Annotated in this window: 17 protein-coding genes; 16 read left to right on the top strand and 1 reads right to left on the bottom strand. The window is 49.0% G+C overall.

The features are described 5' to 3' along the window. The first annotated feature begins 1 nt into the window (after position 1). The 14 genes from hscB (at position 2) to LZP69_RS05670 (ending at position 16,361) form a co-directional block, all read left to right on the top strand. Positions 2–523, top strand: a complete 522-nt coding sequence (gene hscB, locus LZP69_RS05735) for a co-chaperone HscB (protein ID WP_234199227.1) — start codon at positions 2–4, stop codon at positions 521–523. 73 nt (positions 524–596) lie between these two features. Beyond that, the gene (gene hscA, locus LZP69_RS05730; RefSeq protein WP_234199226.1) at positions 597–2,459 is read left to right on the top strand and encodes a Fe-S protein assembly chaperone HscA; all 1,863 of its coding nucleotides are present in this window, start codon (positions 597–599) and stop codon (positions 2,457–2,459) included. A 9-nt stretch (positions 2,460–2,468) separates the two neighbouring features. Beyond that, entirely contained in the window at positions 2,469–2,804 is a 336-nt protein-coding gene (gene fdx / locus LZP69_RS05725; RefSeq protein WP_234199225.1) for an ISC system 2Fe-2S type ferredoxin, read from the top strand. A 125-nt stretch (positions 2,805–2,929) separates the two neighbouring features. Further along, positions 2,930–3,124, top strand: a complete 195-nt coding sequence (gene iscX / locus LZP69_RS05720; RefSeq protein WP_234199224.1) for a Fe-S cluster assembly protein IscX — start codon at positions 2,930–2,932, stop codon at positions 3,122–3,124. A gap of 237 nt (positions 3,125–3,361) precedes the next feature. Continuing rightward, entirely contained in the window at positions 3,362–3,793 is a 432-nt protein-coding gene (gene ndk, locus LZP69_RS05715) for a nucleoside-diphosphate kinase (protein WP_234199223.1), read from the top strand. 101 nt (positions 3,794–3,894) lie between these two features. After that, positions 3,895–5,025, top strand: a complete 1,131-nt coding sequence (locus LZP69_RS05710; protein WP_234199222.1) for a 4-phosphoerythronate dehydrogenase — start codon at positions 3,895–3,897, stop codon at positions 5,023–5,025. A gap of 2 nt (positions 5,026–5,027) precedes the next feature. After that, complete coding sequence (locus LZP69_RS05705; RefSeq protein ID WP_234199221.1) at positions 5,028–6,044, top strand: aspartate-semialdehyde dehydrogenase; 1,017 nt, start codon at positions 5,028–5,030, stop codon at positions 6,042–6,044. A 214-nt stretch (positions 6,045–6,258) separates the two neighbouring features. After that, positions 6,259–8,847 carry a FimV/HubP family polar landmark protein gene (locus LZP69_RS05700; RefSeq protein ID WP_234199220.1) on the top strand — a complete coding sequence of 863 codons (2,589 nt, stop codon included), beginning with the start codon at positions 6,259–6,261 and terminating at the stop codon, positions 8,845–8,847. A gap of 144 nt (positions 8,848–8,991) precedes the next feature. Continuing rightward, positions 8,992–9,777 carry a tRNA pseudouridine(38-40) synthase TruA gene (gene truA / locus LZP69_RS05695; protein ID WP_234199219.1) on the top strand — a complete coding sequence of 262 codons (786 nt, stop codon included), beginning with the start codon at positions 8,992–8,994 and terminating at the stop codon, positions 9,775–9,777. 72 nt (positions 9,778–9,849) lie between these two features. Beyond that, positions 9,850–11,106, top strand: coding sequence for a bifunctional tetrahydrofolate synthase/dihydrofolate synthase (gene folC / locus LZP69_RS05690; RefSeq protein ID WP_234199273.1), 1,257 nt, complete (start codon positions 9,850–9,852; stop codon positions 11,104–11,106). 76 nt (positions 11,107–11,182) lie between these two features. Continuing rightward, a complete protein-coding gene (gene dedD / locus LZP69_RS05685) occupies positions 11,183–11,833 on the top strand; it encodes a cell division protein DedD (RefSeq protein WP_234199218.1) in 651 nt (216 codons plus the stop codon). Positions 11,834–12,127: 294 nt separating this feature from the next. Then, the gene (gene cvpA, locus LZP69_RS05680; RefSeq protein ID WP_234199217.1) at positions 12,128–12,616 is read left to right on the top strand and encodes a colicin V production protein; all 489 of its coding nucleotides are present in this window, start codon (positions 12,128–12,130) and stop codon (positions 12,614–12,616) included. A gap of 78 nt (positions 12,617–12,694) precedes the next feature. Next, complete coding sequence (gene purF, locus LZP69_RS05675) at positions 12,695–14,209, top strand: amidophosphoribosyltransferase (RefSeq protein ID WP_234199216.1); 1,515 nt, start codon at positions 12,695–12,697, stop codon at positions 14,207–14,209. A 202-nt stretch (positions 14,210–14,411) separates the two neighbouring features. Further along, the gene (locus LZP69_RS05670; protein WP_234199215.1) at positions 14,412–16,361 is read left to right on the top strand and encodes a DNA topoisomerase III; all 1,950 of its coding nucleotides are present in this window, start codon (positions 14,412–14,414) and stop codon (positions 16,359–16,361) included. Between the two features lie 24 nt (positions 16,362–16,385). On the opposite strand, the gene LZP69_RS05665 is transcribed toward LZP69_RS05670, so the two are convergent. Continuing rightward, positions 16,386–16,580 (bottom strand): DUF4250 domain-containing protein, encoded by a 195-nt coding sequence (locus LZP69_RS05665; RefSeq protein ID WP_234199214.1) that lies wholly within the window; start codon positions 16,578–16,580, stop codon positions 16,386–16,388. A gap of 156 nt (positions 16,581–16,736) precedes the next feature. Here LZP69_RS05665 and LZP69_RS05660 point away from each other — a divergent pair, with 156 nt between their 5' ends. Both LZP69_RS05660 and LZP69_RS05655 read left to right on the top strand, forming a co-directional pair. Then, a complete protein-coding gene (locus LZP69_RS05660; RefSeq protein WP_234199213.1) occupies positions 16,737–17,639 on the top strand; it encodes a LysR family transcriptional regulator in 903 nt (300 codons plus the stop codon). Between the two features lie 181 nt (positions 17,640–17,820). After that, on the top strand, positions 17,821–18,264 hold the full coding sequence (locus LZP69_RS05655) for a DoxX family protein (RefSeq protein WP_234199212.1): 444 nt from the start codon (positions 17,821–17,823) through the stop codon (positions 18,262–18,264). Positions 18,265–18,280: the final 16 nt, after the last annotated feature.

Here is an 18,280-nt window from a genome sequence, read left to right as displayed (position 1 = left end):
CATGAACTATTTTGAGTTGTTTAGTTTATCGCCTGAGTTTGATCTCGATACTGCCTTGCTTGCACAGCGTTACCGCGAGCTGCAACGGGCAGTACATCCGGATAAGTTTGCCAATGCCAGCGAACAGGATAAGCGGATAGCGGTGCAACGTACCGCGCAGGTTAACGATGGCTTTAATACCCTAAAACATCCTATCTCCCGCGCCGAACATATGTTGAGTTTAAAGGGTATCGATCTGAGTCATGAATCGACAACGGTCAAAGATACGCTGTTTTTAATGCAACAGATGGAGTGGCGTGAATCACTCGAAGATATTAAGCACAGCGACGATCCCGACGAGATCATCGACGAGTTACATCACTCCTTCGCCGAACATCAAACTCAGTTAATAACAAAGATGAGCGAACTGATTGGCAGTGATGATCCAAAAGTCTTGCAAGATGCCGCAGACGTTATACGAAAGATGAAGTTTATGGCAAAATTGCAAGATGAACTCGCCAGAGCAGAAGATGCACTTTTTTGAGTGTGATTAACCTTAATGGCTCAATCTCTCTATTGATAGATGATTGAGCCTTTATCATATAAGTTGGATTGATATGGCACTTTTGCAAATTGCTGAGCCCGGACAAAGCGCAGCACCTCACCAGCATCGACTCGCTGTCGGTATCGATTTAGGCACCACAAACTCGCTGGTGGCCGCTGTCAGAAGCGGTGTGGCCGACACATTGCCCGATGAAGCCGCTCGTCATGGACTCGCCTCTGTTGTGCGTTATACCGCGGAGGGGGTTCAGGTTGGCGAACAAGCTGAAAAATATTCGGCTCAGGATCCGCTTAACACCATAGTCTCGGTCAAACGTTTTATGGGTCGCAGCCTGCTGGATATTCAAGCCGAAGAGACCGCCTTGCCTTATCAGTTCAGTGCCAGTGAAAATGGCCTGCCGCTGTTTAATACTGCGACTGGTCAGGTGAATCCTATCCAGGTATCGGCCGAGATTTTAAGACCGCTTATCGCCCGCGCCGAGAAGACCTTAGGAGGCGATCTCGAAGGCGTGGTGATCACGGTTCCTGCCTACTTCGATGATGCTCAGCGCCAAGGTACTAAAGATGCCGCCGGTTTGCTGGGAGTCAAAGTGCTTCGCCTGCTCAATGAACCCACAGCCGCAGCCATTGCCTATGGCCTGGACTCGGGTCAGGAGGGCATTATTGCCATCTATGACTTAGGTGGCGGTACTTTCGATATCTCAATTTTGCGCCTTAATAAGGGCGTGTTTGAGGTGCTGGCCACGGGCGGCGATACCGCACTGGGTGGCGATGATTTCGATTATGCCTTAAGCCAGTATCTACAACAGGCCTGGGAACTGACTAAGTTAACGCCCAATGAGCGCCGGGCGCTGTTGATTGAGAGTCGCCGGGTAAAAGAGGCATTAACCGCCGGTGATAGTACTCAGGCCTGTTTGACCCTGTCGGATGGTCGCGTGTTTGAACTCAGTGTCGATAAAGCAGTATTTGATGAGTTGATTGAGCCGCTGGTGAAAAAGACCATTGCCGCATGTCGCCGCGCCCTGCGTGATGCCGGCATCAAGGCCGATGAGGTGCTCGAAACCGTGATGGTGGGCGGTTCTACCCGTGTGCCTCTGGTTCGTGAAAAAGTGGCGCAGTTTTTCGGTAAGGCACCATTAACCTCTATCGATCCTGACAGAGTGGTGGCCATAGGCGCCGCTATTCAAGCCGACATTCTAGTGGGTAATAAGCCAGATTCAGATCTCTTGCTGCTCGATGTATTGCCGTTGTCACTGGGGATTGAAACCATGGGCGGCCTGGTGGAAAAAGTGGTGTCGCGTAATACCACCATTCCGGTTGCCAGGGCGCAGGAGTTTACCACCTTTAAAGATGGTCAGACGGCGATGGCGTTTCATGTGGTACAAGGTGAGCGCGAACTGGTGGCCGACTGCCGCTCGTTAGCCAGGTTTACCCTCAATGGCATTCCGCCAATGGCGGCCGGCGCAGCGCATATTCGAGTGACCTTCCAGGTGGACGCAGATGGTTTGCTGAGCGTGACCGCGATGGAAAAATCATCAGGTGTACAGGCGACTATTCAGGTTAAACCTTCATTTGGTCTGACCGATGAAGAGATTGGCGCTATGCTCAAAGACTCGATGGCCCATGCTAAAGATGATATTGAGCGCCGCATGTTGGCTGAACAGCAGGTGGAAGCGGCTCGTGTGTTAGAATCCCTTAATGCGGCTCTGGTCAAAGACAGTGAGCTGCTGTCACAGGAAGAGGCTAAGGCGATTGAACAAGGTATGGCGCATCTGGCACAGACAGCGGCGCAAAATGATGCAGATGCAATTGAGAAGGCGATAGAGGCTCTGGATGAAGTCAGCCAATCTTTTGCTGCAAAACGTATGGATAACTCTATCCGATTGGCGCTTAAGGGCCAGTCTGTAGACAATATATAGGTTGAAAATATGCCACAAATCGTTTTTTTACCCCATGAAGAGTTATGCCCGGATGGGGCTGTCGTTGAAGCACAAGTGGGTGAAACCGTGCTCAATGTTGCACTTCGCAATGGGATCCATATTGAACATGCCTGTGAGAAATCCTGCGCCTGTACTACCTGTCATGTCATCATTCGTGAGGGCTTTGACGAGCTTGACGAGAGTGATGAGCTTGAAGATGATATGTTAGATAAGGCCTGGGGGCTCGAGCCTGAGAGTCGCCTGTCATGCCAGGCTAAAGTACCTGACTGCGATCTGGTGGTGGATATTCCTAAATACACCATCAACATGGTCAGCGAAGGTTAAGTCGCAGCAGTTTGTTTAGATAGGCTGTTGAGATAGTCGATTAGCCAGTCCTGAGGACTGGCTTTTTTGTGCGTGTTAGATAGATAGCGACTATGCTGTTAAAATCGATGACAGGAGGTAAGCACATGAAATGGATAGACTCGCTTGATATCGCCTTAACCTTGTTGGAACAGTATCCAGATGTCGATCCCAATACGATTCGCTTTACCGATCTCTATGACTGGGTCATCAATTTAGAGGAGTTTGATGACGATCCGAATCATTGTGGTGAGAAGATTTTAGAAGCGATCCAACAGTGTTGGATCAATGAATATGAGTAACTATGGCGTTCTTTAGTTAATTTTATAACCAGGTCATGGCCTTACCATTGAGATAACGTTTTGCTTAAAATTTGCCCGCCCCGCATTTTACGTCAAAAGTTTGCGCTCTGTGCTCCTCCTCCGTGCCTATGATGGGAGCTATCTCTCATTCATCTTGCTTAAAAGGTAGGTTTTTGATCTTTTATTTCGTATAATCCGCGCGAATTTTTAAACCTGTTTATTAAAGGAAGCTAGACAATGGCTATCGAACGTACTTTTTCTATCATTAAGCCTGATGCAGTTGCTAACAACCACATCGGTGCCATCTACAACCGTTTTGAAACTGCTGGCCTAAAAATCATTGCTTCTAAAATGGTTCACCTAAGCCAAGAGCAAGCTGAAGGCTTCTACGCTGAGCACAGCGAGCGTCCTTTCTTCGGTGCTTTGGTTGAGTTCATGACTTCTGGTCCTATCATGGTTCAAGTATTAGAAGGCGAAAATGCCGTTCTAGCAAACCGTGAAATTATGGGGGCAACTAACCCAGCTGAAGCGGCTCGCGGTACTATCCGTAGCGATTTTGCGACCAGCATCGATGAAAACGCCGTTCACGGTTCAGATGCCGTTGCTTCTGCAGAGCGTGAAATCGCTTATTTCTTCAGCACTGAAGAACTTTGCCCACGTACTCGTTAATCTGAGTCCGATGCAAAATATAAAAAAGGAGCCGAAAGGCTCCTTTTTTATAGGCTTTACAGGCACAATAGCGCTATTACATCGATGGATTTGGGAAATAGATGAAGATAATTGCCGACGAAAACATGCCCTATGTTGAGGCGTTATTTGCCGACTTGGGTTCCATAACCCGTGTCGATGGTCGCAAGCTCACAGCCGAACAAGTAAAAGATGCCGATGTGCTGCTGGTGCGTTCGGTCACTTGCGTCGATGAACATTTGTTATCGCTAAATCACAAGCTGCGTTTTGTCGGCAGTGCCACCATAGGGCTGGATCATCTGGATCAGACCTACCTCAAGCAGCGACAAATCCCCTATACCAATGCACCAGGCTGTAATGCGACTGCCGTGGGGGAGTATGCCTTTATGGCCATGCTGGAGCTGGCCCGTCGCTTCCATCAGCCACTCAAACAGAAAACAGTCGGTATTGTCGGTGCGGGTAATACCGGCTCTGCCTTAAAAAAATGCCTCGATGCCTATGGCGTGAGCTGTTTACTGCACGATCCTTTCCTAGCTGAAACTGAAGATGAGCGCGATTTTGTCTCTCTGGATGAATTGATAGCTCGCTGTGATGTGATCTCCTTACATGTGCCTCTAACCAAGGCAGGTAAGCATCCAACCTGGTATCTGTTTGATGAGCAGAGACTCGAGAGCCTATTAAAGGGTTGTTGGTTGCTCAATTGCTGCCGGGGAGAGGTGATAGACAACCGCGCCTTAATCGAATTTAAACAGGGCAGAGAGGATATCAAACTGGTGTTGGATGTCTGGGAAGGTGAGCCACACCCTATGGCTGAGCTTATCCCCTTGGCTGAGATAGCAACCCCCCATATCGCAGGTTACAGTTTGGAGGGTAAGGCCAGAGGCACCTTTATGCTGTATCAGTCGCTATGTCGGCAACTGGGGAAAAATGCCGATAAGTCGATGACGAGTTTGCTGCCGCCGCTTTGGATTCATCAACTCACCCCCTTGTCTGTGCCCGATGAGAGAACATTATTAAGTTTGTGTCGTTTGGTCTATGATCTTCGTGATGATGATGAATTGTTTCGCCAGCAGGCACTCATGCCCAATGGTTTTGACCTGATGCGAAAAAATCATAAGTACAGGCGGGAATTTAGCGCCTTAACTCTAGCCAATACTGCGTGTTCTGATGTAGATTGGTTGTCCAAATTAGGTTTTTCAGGAGTCGGTCTGTAATTATGTCGCAGGAATATAACGTAGTCGTATTAGGTGCATCGGGCGCAGTGGGTCAAACTATGATTGAGATCCTTGAAGAGCGTAACTTTCCCGTTGCCAATTTATACCCTTTAGCCAGTAGCCGCAGTGCAGGTGATACTGTCTCATTCCACGGTAAACAGGTCGAGATCTTAGATGTAGACACATTCGATTGGTCTTTGGCTCAGATAGGTTTCTTCTCTGCCGGTGGTGACGTGTCTGCCAAGTGGGCGCCTATCGCCGCAGAGCATGGCTGTGTGGTTATCGATAACACCTCACATTTCCGCTATGACATAGATATTCCGCTAGTGGTGCCTGAAGTGAATCCACAGGCGATCGCCGATTTTCGCAATCGCAATATTATCGCCAACCCTAACTGTTCCACTATTCAGATGTTGGTCGCTTTGAAGCCCATCTATGATGCATTCGGGATCTCCCGGATCAACGTGGCGACCTATCAGTCGGTTTCAGGTTCGGGTAAACGTGCCATCGATGAACTGGCCGGCCAATGTGCCAAATTGCTCCAGGGGCAGCCCATTGAGCCTAAAGCTTATCCTAAGCAGATAGCCTTTAACGTCTTGCCACAAATCGATGTGTTTATGGATAATGGCTACACCAAAGAAGAGATGAAAATGGTGTGGGAAACCCAGAAGATTTTTGGTGATGATCAAATTGTCGTCAATCCCACAGCCGTACGTGTGCCAGTGTTTTATGGACACTCAGAAGCCGTGCATCTCGAAACTGTCCAGCCTGTGGATGCTGATGATGTTAAGGCCGTACTGCGCGGTGCGCCTGGGGTAGAGCTGTTTGAAACCGATGAGAATTACCCTACTGCGGTAACCGACTCAGCGGGCAGCGATCCTGTTTTTGTCGGCCGGGTTCGTAAGGATATTTCACACCCCAATGGCATTAACCTCTGGGTTGTGTCTGATAATATTCGCAAGGGCGCCGCACTGAACAGTGTGCAGATTGCCGAAGTGCTGATCCGCGATTACTACTAATAGCCTTTGTTATTGATAGGCCTGTTGAACGGCCTTTTCGTGCGAATACTCTAAAAAGCTTGCCTCTGGCAGGCTTTTTCGTTTCATAAATGTTTTTCAAAAGTGAACAGTAGCAGGGTATTTAATTCTAGTTTATAGTAATCTCAATAAATACAACCGCCTAAAGCATGCTGCCTATTTTTATTGCGCTATTTCGCTTTCAAGGGAAGATTTGATGAACTTTCGCACCTCGTATCTTGCTGGTTTCATTGCCAGTGCTCTCGTTGTTTTTGCCTTTCCATCGGCTCCTTTATCTGCCGCAGAACCCCTGAAAATTACCGGTCCGGATGGCGAAAGCCGCCAAATGATGCGTCAATATGGGCCTACCAACAGCGCAGATACTTTTTGGAGCATTGCCCAAAAGGTGAGACCCGATAACAGCGTCACTGTGTATCAGGTGATGGCGGCCATCTATGAGGCTAACCCCCATGCTTTTACTAGCGACAATTACAACAGCCTTGAGAGGGGGATGATACTCCTGATCCCAACCAAGGCTGAGATTGCCGCTATTCCTAAGACTCTGGCAAAACAGCAGGCTGAGTATAATGACAAAGGGTGGCAACAGGGCGGTAGTCGTCTTGCAAAGCCGAGTGTTAAACCTGCAGTTCAGCCAGCTCCTGTTGAAGCTGAGATTAGCTCTTCCAATGTTAGCTCTGCCAAAGAAAGCTTTCCTAAAGTAAGTGTCGAGACTCAAAAACAGATAGAAGAGCTCACCGCCAAACTGGAAGCGCAGCAGGCAACAAACCTCTCTTTGACCGATGAATTAGCTAGGGCTCAAGACAAGCTGAATTTGGGCGCAAACGATATCGATGTGTTTCAGGCAAAGATAGATGAGCTTAATGGCCGAATAGCAGAGCTAGATGAGGCGCTGCTAGTGCAAAAAGAGCAGAAAGCGGCTCTTTCTAAAGAGGTGATTCAGCTTCGTGAACAGATTGAACAACTGAAAAAGTCGGCATCAAATGAGGGAATGCCAACGGCTTTTTGGCGTAATTTGATGGACAATCCACTCTATCTTGCGTTGGCTGTCTCGATTCCAGGACTTTTACTGCTTGCTATCTTGTGGGCATTCTTCAGACGCCGTAATGAGGTTGAAGAGGAGGTCTCGCCAGCGGCGAAGATAGCTGAAGAGCCTGCGCCACTGGCTGCGTCTCACTCCTTAGAAGATGACCAGACACTCGCTAGCGATGATGACGAGTTAATGGCTGTCCATCTGGACACAGATGATGAGAAAGAGACCCTGGACTCTGTCATCGGGAATGATGCATACACATCCGAGTCCTTCATGTCTGATGATGAAACTCAGTACAGCCAGGAGTTCAACCGATTCGATGAACAGGATGAAGGGCAATCGTTAGATGACTTGTGGGCCGAGGCGATGGGGGAGCACGATGAGCTCGCTAATCAAAACAGTTCGCAAGAGGAGCAATCTAACGACCTCGACTTAGATGATCTGCTCAGACCTGAGCATGATGCCGAGGTGGAGCTTCAAGAGTCTGAGGCGGATACCCTTATCGAATTAGATGAAAAATCTGCAGGCGATGTGGATCTCGACGCCCTGCTAGCGGATTTGGATAAGAATCAAAATGGCGTTGAGGCAGAGCCAGAACTGGAGCATGAGCCAGAAATAGCGCCAGAGCATTACGCTGTTCAAGCTGAAGAAGCCAGCCTGGACAGTCTGCTGCAAGCTGCGCCGGATACGGTTGAAGATGAGCAGGTTCAGGCTGCTCAATATGAGTCAGCTGAATATGAACCCGAGTCAGATGCGCTATTTGAAGAGCAGGCGATCATCGCTGATGATGACGAGGCTAGCCCCAGTCCACAGGCATACCAGTTTGAAGATGACACAGATGAGCTGATTAAGGCACAGCTTGATGCCGAGTTGGAGTTATTATCCGACCCTGCCGATGATGAGGCGGATCTCGATGCGCTATTGGCAAGCTTTGGTCTTAAAGATGAAAGCGCATCTCAAGTTCAGGAGACAGATGATGCACCAGCCGCCCCTGATGTGACGCCTGATACTGAGGCACTAGAGGACATTCAAGAAGATCAAGAAGACGATCAAGAGCAGGCTCAGGAAACAGAGGCCCAGCTTGATCCTATCGCGCTGAGTACGGTATCTCAAAATGCGCCATTAGAGTTTGAACGATTTACTATCGATGATGCTAATCATGATATCGATCCCGTGAGTGTTAATCTGGAGCAGGAGCCTGAGGATAACGCCCTTGATTCCCTCTTAGCCGATCTTCAAGCGGCTGAAAAGAAAGAGAAGACTAAAGACTCAGGCTTCTTCGACGATCTTAAAGGTGACAAGTCACCTAGCGATAACAGTTTAGATTGGGACGATGGCCTAAATGTCTTTAGCCTGGATGATGATCACCTTGATGCGGAAGATGCATTGGCCGCACTGAAGGCTGAAGATCAGAAACAAGCGAGCATAGTCGACCATGATTTAAGTTCGTTCCAACAGGATAACGGCTATATCGATATCGATAAGCTGCTCAATGATGCCGATGATGAGGCGGGTGATGCCGATCAGTATAAAGAGTTGGATATCGATATGGGCGAGCTTAACGATCTCATGAGCAATGCCGACATGGTAGATGTTGATGATGAGGAGAACTCAGTCAATGCCAAGTTGGATCTGGCCAGAGCCTATATTGAGATAGACGATAATGACAGCGCCAGCGCACTGTTAAAAGAGGTTGAACTGGACGGTAATGAGCGTCAGCAAGAGGAAGCCAAGCAGCTGCTTAAAGGGCTCTAACGCCTCTTGCAATTATCCTAAAAACGGCGCCTTGGCGCCGTTTTTTACTCAGGGGGATTTTCTTGCGTGTTTGCTGTCTGTTTAGGCTAACGATATGCTAGAATCCCGCGCCTAAGTTAGCTTTTATGTAAGGGTTGGAATTTCATGCGTGTTGCATTAGGCATCGAATATGATGGCAGTCGCTACTTTGGATGGCAACGTCAGGCCGAGGTGGACTCGGTTCAGGCACAACTGGAGCGAGCCCTGTCTATTGTCGCCAATGAACCCATTTCCATTCAATGTGCAGGGCGCACAGATGCCGGGGTACACGCCACAGGACAGGTGATCCATTTCGAGACCAGTGCCGTGCGTAAGGAGAGTGCCTGGACCTTAGGGGTCAATGTTAACCTGCCCGATGATATCGCGGTGCGCTGGGCAAAAGATGTCGATGATGAGTTTCACGCGCGTTTCAGCGCCACGGCGCGCCGTTACCGTTATATGATCTATAACCATCAATTTCGGCCGGGTATCTTACGCGCAGGGGTGAGCCATTATCCTGGCGTGATAGATGAGCAGAAGATGCATCAGGCGGCACAATCTCTGTTAGGGGAGCAGGATTTTACCAGCTTCCGAGCCATTCAGTGTCAGTCCAATACGCCGTTTCGTTGTGTGCATGAGGTCAATGTGACCCGCCAGGGCATGTATATCTGCGTCGATATTAAAGCCAACGCTTTCTTGCACCACATGGTGCGCAATATTGTCGGTTCGCTGTTAGAAGTGGGCTATGGCCGCCAAGACATCAGCTGGATTAAGACATTGCTGGCGCTAAAGGACAGAACTCAGGCGGCAGCAACGGCCAAACCAAATGGGCTGTATCTGGTGGATGTGACTTACCCCGATGAGTATCAACTGCCCAAGCTGGCCTTAGGTCCGCTCTTTATGCTCGATTAAGCAAAGTGCCACAAAATTAATGTGTCTCAATATTTACGCCGTGAATGATAACCTATGAGTAAAAATAGCCCTATGCAAACCCCACCCAATCGGCACTCGAGTCTCACTGTCTGGCTTGAGCATCTGTTATCCATTCATCCTACCGAAATCGATATGGGACTGGCCCGAGTCTCTGAGGTCGCGGCCTCAATGGGGCTGCTGAGCCTAGGTCAGACAAAAATCGTTACAGTGGCTGGCACAAACGGCAAAGGTACGACCTGCGCCATGATAGAAGCTGTGATGATGCAGGCTGGCTGGTCTGTGGGCGTCTATAGCTCGCCGCATCTGCTGCAATACAATGAGCGGGTACGTATTAACGGTAATGATGCCAGCGATCAAGCCTTTATCGAGGCATTTTGCGCCATAGACCAGGCCAGAGGGGCGATTTCTCTTACCTTTTTTGAGTATGCCACCTTAGCGGCTCTGTATATCTTTAAACAGCAGAAATTAGATCTGGTGATCCTCGAAGTCGGGCTCGGCGGACGTTTGGACGCCACCAATATGATCGATGCCGATGTTAGCGTTATCACCTCAATCGATATTGACCATCAGGAATATCTGGGTGATACCCGGGAGCTGGTTGGACGGGAAAAGGCGGGGATCTTCCGTGCATCGCGCCCAGCCATAGTCGGCGAGCGGGATCTGCCGCAATCGGTTATCCAAGTGGCGAGGGAAAAAGGCGCTGACTTGATCTTGGTCGGTCAGGCGTTTGATTATGTTAAGCATGAGAATGGCTGGGATTTTCAGGGGCAAACCTTCTCAATGAATGGCTTGCCTTTGCCAACACTGCCACTGCCTAACGGGGCAACCGCCTTGGCAGTGGTTGAACACTTGCTGCCAGGTATCAGCCAGGAACTTGTGGCCGCAGGGCTTAGGGCCGCCAAACTCAATGGCCGCTTAGAGCAGGTGTCATTGCAGCCTACTATCTTACTCGATGTGGCACATAACCCCCATGCCGCCAAGTACCTCAGGCAATCGCTTGCGCCCTATAAAGGTAAGCGAATTTTTGCCCTGTGCGGTATGTTAAAAGATAAAGATTATTCAGAGGTTATTTCCATCCTTGGGGATGTGATGACACAGTGGTATTTTACAAGCCTTGATTGCCAGCGCAGCGCGGCAGCCGATGATCTACTCGCTTGTCTTGAGGGTAAAGGGAACGGGTTTGCTTTCGACACGCTTAGGCAAGCTTATGATGCCTTGGCCGCTAAAATCTGCGACGATGATGTGGTAATTGTGTTTGGCTCCTTTTACACTGTTGCAGAGTTTAAACAACTAGTGTTGAAAGAATAGAGTTTAAACAACTAGATTTTAAACAACCAGAGTTTAAACAACCACATCTTAACTAATTCGATATCAGGTAATTTGCGTGGATCAAGTCGAAGCTAAAGAAAACAAACTATCCAGTCAGTTTCAGAACCGTCTCGTTGGCATCATAGTGCTGGTGGCCCTAGGGGTGATTTTTCTGCCGGATATACTCGATGGCAAGAAACAGCTTCAGGAAGAGCAGTTTGCCGAGATCCCACTGCGTCCCGCTCAAGTGAATGAGCTCAGTGCGCCAGAGGAGATAGCATCGGTCGATCTCAGTGAGGCCAAAGCGCAATTTGAGTCGCAAAAGGCGCAGAGTGAAGTGGTTAATTCAAATGATGAGTCTGCTAAGACCGCAGAATCGATAGCTAAAAAACAAGCTGACGCGAATTCAACGCCTCAATCAGAGAGCAAGTCACAAGCTCAGCCTGAATCAAAGCCAGAGTCAAAGCCAGCAACGCCAACGGCTGCGGCTTATACTCTGCAACTCGGCAGTTTTAAAAATGCCGCCAATGTGAATGCATTGGTTAAGCGTCTGAGAAAAGAGGGCTTTCGCGCTTACACTCTGCCACAGACGCCTGTTGATGGTGAGCTAACCAAGGTTTATGTCGGGCCGGATGTGTCTATGGCTAAACTGGAAAAACTGCAAAAGCAGTTAGATAAATCAACAGGTTTGAAGTCGGCCGTGGTGAGTTACAACCCAGTCGAATAATCAGCCGACTTTAAAACAAGCTTGTTAACTGGCCCGAAATGTTTGTTTCGGGCTTTTTATTGCTCTTTTTAGTTAAAGCCGACATTTTTGTGATCTAACCTATTTTTCAGCTGCTTCATTTGATAGATAACTGGCTGAATCTTAAGTTATAACTTAATTATGTTGATTTGATGAACTCAGAGTCCATGATAGCGGATAAAGTTAGTCACTTTTAAATGAAGCAAAGGGGTGAGAATATCCTCTGTCTCTGATAAAATCGCGCCGTCTTAACACTGAAGCTGGATCAACTATTCAATGGTTTGGATCGATTACGCCATTCTCGCGGTTATCGGATTATCAACTTTAATTAGTTTACTCCGTGGTTTTGTTAAAGAAGCTATGTCCCTTGTGGTCTGGTTTGCTGCTTTTTTCATTGCGAGTCAGTTTTATCAGGACCTCGCCGTTTATCTTACCCAGATGCAAGATGAGTTACTGCGTAATGGTATCGCCATTGCCATCTTGTTCATTTCTACCTTAATTCTGGGCGCACTGGTAAATTACCTTATCGGTCAGTTAGTGGCCAAAACAGGCTTATCGGGTACCGACAGGGTACTCGGAGTATGTTTTGGTGCATTAAGAGGTGCCTTGATTGTCAGTGCAATACTGTTTTTTATGGACGCGTTTACCGGCGCGCCCAATAGCGAGTGGTGGAAGAGTTCTCAGCTCGTGCCGGAATTTGGTGTAGTGATCCAATGGTTTTTTGACTATTTGGAAAGCACATCAAGCTTTGTACCCAAAATATAAAATTTCCGGCCATAGGCTTAGCCTCTGGTTGGCAAACACAATAATTATCAGAACATCTTAAAATGAGGAAATCGACTCATGTGTGGTATCGTCGGAATTGTTGGCCGAACTGCGGTTAATCAGACAATCTATGATGCATTAACTGTATTACAACACCGAGGCCAGGATGCGGCGGGTATTGTTACCGTTGATGGCAATGCATTCAGATTGCGTAAGGCCAATGGTCTGGTAAAAGATGTGTTTGAACCTAAACACATGCAGCGCCTGCAAGGTAATGCCGGTATAGGACACGTTCGTTATCCCACGGCCGGTAGTTCCAGTGCATCAGAAGCTCAACCTTTCTATGTAAACTCGCCCTTTGGTATTTCACTCGCCCATAACGGCAACCTGACTAACACTCTTGAGCTGCAAGAGCGTTTAATCAAGCAGCGTCGTCACGTTAACACCACATCGGATTCAGAAGTGCTGCTTAACCTGCTGGCCGATGAACTGCAACATACCCAGAGTCAGCACCTAACTGCCGATGAAGTGTTTGAAGCTATCACTAAAGTGCATAGTCTGACTCGCGGTGCCTATGCCGTTGCCGCCATGATTATTGGTCAGGGCTTAGTGGCATTCAGAGACCCGTTTGGCATTCGTCCTTTAGTGCTGGGTAAGAATGAGACAGCGCAAGGCACAGAATACATGGTGGCCTCAGAGAGCGTTGCCTTAGATGCAGTCGGTTTCGAAACAGTGCGCGATGTAGCGCCCGGTGAAGCTATCTATATCTCACTGGATGGTCAGCTTTATACCCGCCAGTGTGCCCATTCGCCAAGTTACGCGCCTTGTATCTTCGAATATGTTTATTTTGCCCGTCCCGACTCAACCATAGATAAAGTGTCGGTATACGCAAGCCGAGTGAACATGGGCACCATGCTGGGTGAGAAGATCAAGAAAGAGTGGGAAGATAACGATATCGATGTGGTGATTCCTATTCCTGAAACTTCATGCGATATCGCCTTAGAGATCGCCCGTCATATGGATCTGCCATACCGCCAGGGTTTTGTGAAGAACCGCTATATTGGCCGTACCTTTATCATGCCGGGTCAGCAGGAGCGTAAGAAGTCGGTACGCCGTAAGCTTAATGCTATCAATGCCGAGTTTAAAGATAAGAATGTTCTGCTGGTAGACGATTCAATCGTACGCGGTACCACATCAGAGCAGATCATCGAGATGGCCCGTGAAGCCGGTGCCAAGAAAGTTTACTTTGCTTCGGCAGCCCCAGAGATCCGTTTCCCTAACGTCTATGGTATCGATATGCCAACCGCCAGCGAACTGATCGCCCATGGCCGCGATGCCGATGAGATCTGCAAGCTGATTGGCGCCGACGGCATCATCTTCCAGGATCTCAATGATTTGGTCGAAGCTGTGCGTCAGGAAAACCCGGAGATCAAGCGTTTCGAGACCTCGGTATTCGATGGTAAGTACATCACCAATGATGTGGATCAGGCTTATCTGGATCATCTCACTCAGCTGAGAAATGATGATGCTAAAGCCAACCGGATTAAAGATATCGGCACGAATCTGGAACTGCATAACGTCTGTCATCCTTAATCGCCTTCCCGCTTTATTGTGGGCATACCATATTAAAAAGATCGGCTAATTAGCCGATCTTTTTTTGTCCTCCTCATTCATCACGACTTAAATTTGCAGCTTGGGCCAAGCTGAGTTAGAGTTACTGGTAATTTATACAGTATCTTTTAAAATGTACTGGTTAACTCACTGAATCGACTGAACCTACTAACTCGCATTTGCCATGATTCTATATATTGCCGAGAAACCCAGCCTGGGTCGCGCCATTGCCGATGTTCTGCCCAAGCCTTTGAAAAAGGGGGAGGGATTTATCACCGCGGCCAATGGCGATTGTGTCTCCTGGTGTATAGGGCATCTGCTGGAGCAGGCCGAGCCAGACTGCTATGATCCCGCCTATAAATCATGGAAATTTGAGCACCTTCCTATCGTGCCAGCTCAGTGGCAGCTTAAACCTAAATATAAGACCCGTGGACAACTCTCTGTGCTGCGCTCTCTTATCAAGAAAGCGACGCAATTGGTGAATGCCGGCGACCCTGATCGTGAAGGGCAGTTACTGGTCGATGAGGTGATCGCGCACTTAGGTGTCAAGGGGGACAAGTTAGCCCAAACTCAGCGGCTGCTTATCAGCGACTTGAACCCATCGGCAGTCAAAAGGGCCCTTGGACAGCTGAGATCCAATCGCGACTTTATTCCTCTGTCCACCTCGGCACTGGCACGTGCCCGTGCCGATTGGCTCTATGGTATGAATATGACCCGAGCCTATACCCTGCAGGGGCGAAAAGTAGGCTATCAAGGGGTATTGTCGGTCGGCCGTGTGCAAACGCCGCTGTTAGGCCTAGTGGTTCGCCGTGATGAGGCGATCGCGCAGTTTGTCAGCAAACCTTTCCATGAGGTGCTGGCGCACCTGACGACTGAGCAGCAGGAGGGCTTTAGCGCAAAATGGATCCCCAGTGAAGCCTGTCAGCCCTATATGGATGAGGAGGGGCGGGTGCTGGCGAAAGGCCTGGCGGAAAATGTGGTGCGGCGTATCTCCTATCAGCCGGCTCGAGTAGAAGATGTGCAGCGCAGCAGCAAATCACAAAATGCGCCGCTGCCCTATAACTTGTCTTCCTTGCAGATAGATTGCGCCAAGCGTTTTTCCATGAGCGCCAAGGCAGTGCTCGATACCTGCCAGTCACTCTATGAAAAACATAAGTTGATCACCTACCCACGCTCCGACAGTCGCTATCTGCCCTTGGCGCAACTTGCCCTGGCGCCTAGCGTGATTGATGCTGTGCTGACAGGGGCTGGCGAGCTGACCGAGGGGCTGGATAAGCCTGACAGCCAACTTAAATCTAAGGTGTGGAATGATAAAAAGGTCGATGCCCATCATGCCATAGTGCCCACAGAGAAAGTGGCCAAGCTCTCTTTGTTAACCCAGGCAGAAAAACAGGTTTATCTGCAAATAGCCCGTCAATATCTGGCCCAGTTCTATCCGGCTTATCAATTTGACGAAACCGAAGTTTTTGTCGAGATCCAACAAGGGCATTTTAAAACCAAGGCAAAACAGGATAAGCGCCTGGGCTGGAAGCAGCTGTTTCCCAGCAAGGCAGATCCAGGTGAAGAGCGCTTGCAGCAACTGCCGGATTTAGTCAAAGGTCAGGCGCTGCACTCGCAGCAGGCTGAGCTTATTGAGAAGCAGACTCAGCCACCTAAGGCGTTTACCGATGCCACCCTGCTCAGCGCCATGACGGGCATCGGTCGCTATGTGACTAATCCTGAAATTCGTAAAACCCTGAAGGAGACTGATGGTATCGGCACAGAAGCGACCCGCGCCGGTATTATTGAACTGCTGTTTAAGCGGGGTTATCTGCTTCGTCAGGGGAAGAGCATAGTGTCGTCAGACGTAGGTAAGGGCTTAATCCACAGTCTGCCGGAATCGGCGACCACGCCGGATATGACAGCCCTGTGGGAACGTCACCTGGATGCTATCAGCCGCCGAGAAGCTAAGTATCAAAGTTTTATGACGCCACTGGTAACGAGTTTAACCCAGCTTATTGAGCAGGCAGGTTCCCAGTTGCCCACCGCTTTACAGGGAATTAAATCGCCCCAAGGTCAGTTTCGCCGCCCGAAAACGGCGAAAGGCTCTGCCAAAAAACGCGCTAAAAAAACCAGATCAAAGAGTACAAGCTAACCCCTCCCGAAAACGGGGCCGGAATTAGTTGTCCCCTTTGTACTGGTTACTGATGGGATCGTAGTGATAACCGGCATCCGCCAGCTTCTGTTCCAACATATTGCTGGGTATATCCAGTTCATAGAAGAGATCTTGCCTGTTATGACAGTGTAAGCGCAGGTGTTCGTTGACTATGCCGAGCAGGATCTCGCTGCTCAGATTTGAGAGTTGATAATCCATCGTCATTTCCTGTTAATGCGAGTGCCTTTATTCATTTTTAGCCCAATTCCTCCCGTCATGCCAACTGGTCGGTGTGATTGTCAATTTTCCCGGTTTTTATCTCTATAATGTTGGTAATATAGTCTTGAGGTTGTAATTAACAATAAAGGGTTGAATATGGACAGGATCGATGGCATGCGCGCCTTTACGGCAGTAGTGCAAGAGGGGGGATTTTCCAAGGCGGCACAGCGGCTGAACCTCTCGCCGCAACTGGTCAGCAAATATGTCTCTCAGCTTGAAGATCATCTCAAGGTGCGTTTACTCAATCGCACTACCCGTAAAGTCAATGTGACCGAGGCGGGGCTCGCTTATTTCGAACGCTGTCAGCAGGTGCTCATCGATATCGAGGAGATGGACAATGCCCTGACCAATCTCTCCAGTCAGGCGGCCGGCACCTTGAAAGTCAGTGCGCCCATGTCATTTGGCATAGGGCATCTGCCTGAGGCATTGGATCTGTTTCAGCGCCAATATCCAGAGGTGAAACTGAATGTCACCCTGACAGATAAGAAGGTGGATCTGCTGGAAGATGGGGTCGATGTGGCCTTAAGAATAGGTAAGTTGGCCAGCTCTTCATTGATCGCAAAGAAGCTGGCTCCCATCAAATTAGTGTTCTGCGCCTCACCGGATTATCTGGCGCGCCATGGCATACCAGAGAAACTAGAGGATCTCGCTGGCCATAATTATCTGCATTTTCAATATGCCGATCCTCAGCTTATTTTGGGGCGCTTGGGCCCCACGTTTTCCGGGCTTAAGCTTGGCAGTGATTTTTCCTGCAACAATGGCGACATGCTAGTGGCGGCGGCGATCCAGGGGCGTGGCATCGCGCTGCAGCCCACTTTTCTTGTCAGTCAGGCGTTAAAAGAGGGCAAGCTGGTGGCCTTGATGGAAGATTATACCCCTGAGCCATTGGGGCTTTATGCTGTCTATGTTCACCGTAAATTTCTCGCCAGTAAGGTGCGCAGCTTCGTTAGCTGCCTTAGCCAATATTTCGGTAAGACACCCTATTGGGATCAAATGTAAGTGATGGCTAAACTAAATCTATAGCGGTATTTGGTTTCGCTAGCATTGTTGCGAGCTAATTAACAACAATTTGATGTTAAATATTAAATAGAAGCGCTCTTTATCAATTCATTGTTGAAGGCTAAATTGTACTCATCCGCCAAGATTGGCAGGGCAACAGTTAACTTCTGAGGAAAACATCATGAACAAATTTATCGTTTCACTTTTCGAAAGCAACGCAGGTTTTGCACCCTTAGTTTTACGTCTACCTATGGGGCTTATCCTTGCGGCTCACGGTTCACAAAAGCTGTTTGCTTGGTTTGGCGGTTATGGCTTAGAGGGCACAGGACAGTGGCTGGCCAGTGTGGGCTTCGAGCCAGGTTACCTCATGGCTTTACTGGCGGGCAGCGCAGAGTTTTTTGGTGGCCTTGCTTTAGCCTTAGGTTTACTCACCCGTCCGGCAGCGGCAGTGGTGGCCTTCACTATGGCGATGGCGATGACAGTGCATCTGGGCAACGGCCTGTTTGTATCCAATAACGGTTACGAGTTTGCGCTTATCCTGCTGGCAGTTTCTCTATCTCTGGCAATACAGGGCGCAGGGCGCTACTCCCTCGATGCCCTATTAGCGGCGCGTCTTAAAGGCTAACCATAGGTAGCTTTTC

The organism is Shewanella sp. AS1, assembly GCF_021412565.1.
In the GTDB taxonomy this organism is placed as follows: Bacteria; Pseudomonadota; Gammaproteobacteria; order Enterobacterales; family Shewanellaceae; genus Shewanella.
This window is presented reverse-complemented; position numbering and strand designations above follow the sequence as displayed.

Coding starts and splice junctions, on each gene's coding strand:
- LZP69_RS05705 (WP_234199221.1), top strand. CDS start 5,028: ATGTCGCAGGAATATAACGTAGTCGTATTAGGTGCATCGGGCGCAGTG.
- cvpA (WP_234199217.1), top strand. CDS start 12,128: ATGGTTTGGATCGATTACGCCATTCTCGCGGTTATCGGATTATCAACT.
- iscX (WP_234199224.1), top strand. CDS start 2,930: ATGAAATGGATAGACTCGCTTGATATCGCCTTAACCTTGTTGGAACAG.
- hscB (WP_234199227.1), top strand. CDS start 2: ATGAACTATTTTGAGTTGTTTAGTTTATCGCCTGAGTTTGATCTCGAT.
- LZP69_RS05655 (WP_234199212.1), top strand. CDS start 17,821: ATGAACAAATTTATCGTTTCACTTTTCGAAAGCAACGCAGGTTTTGCA.
- LZP69_RS05670 (WP_234199215.1), top strand. CDS start 14,412: ATGATTCTATATATTGCCGAGAAACCCAGCCTGGGTCGCGCCATTGCC.
- fdx (WP_234199225.1), top strand. CDS start 2,469: ATGCCACAAATCGTTTTTTTACCCCATGAAGAGTTATGCCCGGATGGG.
- LZP69_RS05710 (WP_234199222.1), top strand. CDS start 3,895: ATGAAGATAATTGCCGACGAAAACATGCCCTATGTTGAGGCGTTATTT.
- ndk (WP_234199223.1), top strand. CDS start 3,362: ATGGCTATCGAACGTACTTTTTCTATCATTAAGCCTGATGCAGTTGCT.
- purF (WP_234199216.1), top strand. CDS start 12,695: ATGTGTGGTATCGTCGGAATTGTTGGCCGAACTGCGGTTAATCAGACA.
- hscA (WP_234199226.1), top strand. CDS start 597: ATGGCACTTTTGCAAATTGCTGAGCCCGGACAAAGCGCAGCACCTCAC.
- truA (WP_234199219.1), top strand. CDS start 8,992: ATGCGTGTTGCATTAGGCATCGAATATGATGGCAGTCGCTACTTTGGA.
- LZP69_RS05665 (WP_234199214.1), bottom strand. CDS start 16,580: ATGGATTATCAACTCTCAAATCTGAGCAGCGAGATCCTGCTCGGCATA.
- LZP69_RS05660 (WP_234199213.1), top strand. CDS start 16,737: ATGGACAGGATCGATGGCATGCGCGCCTTTACGGCAGTAGTGCAAGAG.
- folC (WP_234199273.1), top strand. CDS start 9,850: ATGCAAACCCCACCCAATCGGCACTCGAGTCTCACTGTCTGGCTTGAG.
- LZP69_RS05700 (WP_234199220.1), top strand. CDS start 6,259: ATGAACTTTCGCACCTCGTATCTTGCTGGTTTCATTGCCAGTGCTCTC.